Origin of the sequence: Streptomyces torulosus (genome assembly GCF_001419765.1) — a bacterium.
GTDB classification, from domain to species: Bacteria; Actinomycetota; Actinomycetes; order Streptomycetales; family Streptomycetaceae; genus Streptomyces; species Streptomyces torulosus.
This window is the reverse complement of sequence record NZ_LIRK01000521.1, coordinates 1-2,645: the sequence shown is the minus strand read 5'-3', so window position 1 is coordinate 2,645 and position 2,645 is coordinate 1. Positions and strand designations below refer to the sequence as shown.

Here is a 2,645-nt window from a genome sequence, read left to right as displayed (position 1 = left end):
TCGCCCAGGAGGCGGGAAGGGCCGCCGAGGGGGGTGAACTCCTCGACGGGGACCAGGTAGGGCGCAACGGGGCGGGCGGTGAACTCCATGGCGCCGGACGACGGGGACTTGTAGAGGTCGAGGTGGTGGAACCACGAGGCGTCGTCGCGGTGAGGGTGGTCCAGACGGTCGTGGTAGAGGCCCCAGCGGGACTCGGTGCGGGCCAGGGACGCGCGGGCGGCCATCTCGGCGCAGTCGCGGATGAAGGTGACCTCGGCGCAGCGCATCAGCTCGTGCGGGGTGCGGGCACCCATGGCGGCGATGTCGTGCCGCATGCGTTCGAAGGCGTTGAGGGCGAGGGAGAGGCGGGCGCCGGACTTCGGAGGCGCCACGTAGTCGTTGACGAAGCGGCGGAGCTTGTACTCCACCTGGGGCTGCGGGGGCCCGTCCGGGTTGCGCAGCGGCCGGTAGATCAGCTCGTGCGCCTCGCGGAGCTGCTCGGAGGGCAACTCGCCCTCGTACGGGGCGTACCGGGAGGCGTCCGCGCCCGCCAGGTCGCCGAAGACGAAGGCGCCGATCATGTAGTTGTGCGGGACGCAGGCGAGGTCGCCCGCGGCGTAGAGGCGCGGGACGGTGGTCCGGGCGTGGTCGTCGACGCGGACGCCCGAGGCGGAGTGGCCGCCGCACAGGCCGATCTCGGAGATGTGCATCTCGATGTCGTGGGTGCGGTAGTCGTGGCCGCGACCCGCGTGGAAGGTGCCGCGAGTGGGGCGTTCCGTGGTGTGCAGGATCGACTCCAGCGCGGAGACCGACTCCTCCGGGAGATGGCTGAGCTTCAGATAGACCGGGGCGCGGTCGGAGGCGATCTCGGCGGCGAACTCCGCCATCATCTGGCCGGACCAGTAGTCGGAGTCGACGAAGCGTTCGCCGTGCCGGTTGACCTGGTAGCCGCCGAAGGGGTTGGCGACGTAGGCGCAGGCCGGGCCGTTGTAGTCCTTGATCAGCGGGTTGATCTGGAAGCACTCGATGCCGGTCAGTTCGGCGCCCGCGTGATACGCCATGGCGTAGCCGTCGCCCGCGTTCGTCGGGTTCTCGTACGTGCCGTACAGATAGCCGGAGGCGGGCAGGCCGAGGCGGCCGCAGGCGCCCGTCGCGAGGATCACCGCGCCGGCGCGGACCGTCACGAACCGCCCCGTGCGGGTGTGGAAGCCCGCCGCGCCCACCGCGCGCCGGTCGGCGCCCTCGCCCGCCGTCAGCACCCGCACCGGCATCACCCGGTTCTCGATGCGGATCCGCTCCCGCATCTCGCGGCGGCGCAGCTGCCGGTAGAGGACCTTCTTGACGTCCTTGCCCTCCGGCATGGGCAGCACGTACGAGCCGGAGCGGTGGACCTGGCGGACGGCGTACTCGCCCAGCTCGTCCTTCTCGAACTTCACTCCGTACGACTCCAGCCGCCGCACCATGTCGAAACCGCGGGTCGCGGTCTGGCGGACCGTGGACTGGTCGACGATGCCGTCGTTGGCGCGGGTGATCTCGGCGACGTAGTCGTCGGGTTCGGCGCGGCCGGGGATGACGGCGTTGTTGACACCGTCCATGCCCATGGCGAGGGCGCCGGAGTGCCGGACGTGCGCCTTCTCCAGGAGCAGGACGTTCGCGCCGTGCTCGGCGGCGGTCAGGGCGGCCATGGTGCCGGCGGTGCCGCCACCGATGACGAGGACGTCGCAGGTGAGCTCTTCGGCGTCGGTGAGGGCGGGGATCTCCACCAGAGGGCCTTTCGGGAACCGGGGTGTCAGGGCGTCAGGAAGCGAGGGAGGTGAGGACGTCGTGGCGCAGGGCCGCCAGGGCGGGGGCGTCGTGGGCCGCGCGGTCGCGGGGGTGCGGGATGTCGCGTACGGCGGTCAGGCGGCCGGCGCCGAGGAGGGCCACGCGGTCGCCGAGGAACAGGGCCTCGTCCACGTCGTGGGTGACGAAGACGACCGTGGCGCCCGTGCCCGCCAACACCTCCACCAGCAGGTCCTGCATGCCGGCCCGGGTCTGGGCGTCGAGCGCGCCGAACGGTTCGTCCATCAGGACGGCGCGGGGGCGCCCGGCGAGAGCGCGCGCCAGTTGTGCGCGCTGGCGCTGGCCGCCGGAGACGCGGTGCGGCAACTGGCGGGTGTACTCGGCGAGTCCGACCCTGGCCAGCCATGCCTCGGCCTGCGTACGGCGCTCGGCGCGCGGCAGGCCCCGTATGGCGAGGGGGAGTTCGACGTTGGCCCGCAGCGTGCGCCATGGCAGGAGGGCGTCCTCCTGGAACACCAGGGCACGATCGGCGGACGGGCCGACCAGCGGGCGTTCGTCCTGGGTGAGCCGTCCGTCCAGCGGCGGCAGCAGACCGGCCAGCGTCCGCAGCAGGGTCGACTTCCCNNCCGTCAGGGCCACGGCGTCGGGACGGCCCAACTCGGCCGCGTGGAGCGTGAGCCGGGTGCCTTGGCCGCCTTGAGCTGTGCGGGTGCCATGAGTTCCGCTGGTGCTCTGAGCTCCACGGGTGCCTTGAGTTCCGCCGGTGCCTTGAGTTCTGTGGGTGCCGCGTGTGTCAGACGAGGTGCTCATCGCGTGCCTCCTCGGGCTTGGGGCCGGTGCCGGGCCTGTCGGCCGCGGCGCCCTGGGGAGGGGGGGGCCGGAAC

Annotated in this window: 1 protein-coding gene and 2 pseudogenes; all 3 read right to left on the bottom strand. The window is 72.5% G+C overall.

Annotation, left to right across the window (positions count from 1 at the left end):
- Positions 1-1,742: fumarate reductase/succinate dehydrogenase flavoprotein subunit (locus AOK23_RS31840; RefSeq protein WP_206336342.1), on the bottom strand; the 1,742-nt coding region annotated here is incomplete at its 3' end.
- A gap of 34 nt (positions 1,743-1,776) precedes the next feature.
- Positions 1,777-2,385: pseudogene (locus AOK23_RS31835) on the bottom strand (ABC transporter ATP-binding protein); the annotation flags it as partial.
- Positions 2,386-2,387: 2 nt separating this feature from the next.
- Positions 2,388-2,571, bottom strand: a pseudogene (locus tag AOK23_RS52080) (hypothetical protein); the annotation flags it as partial.
- Between the last annotated feature and the right edge of the window lie 74 nt (positions 2,572-2,645).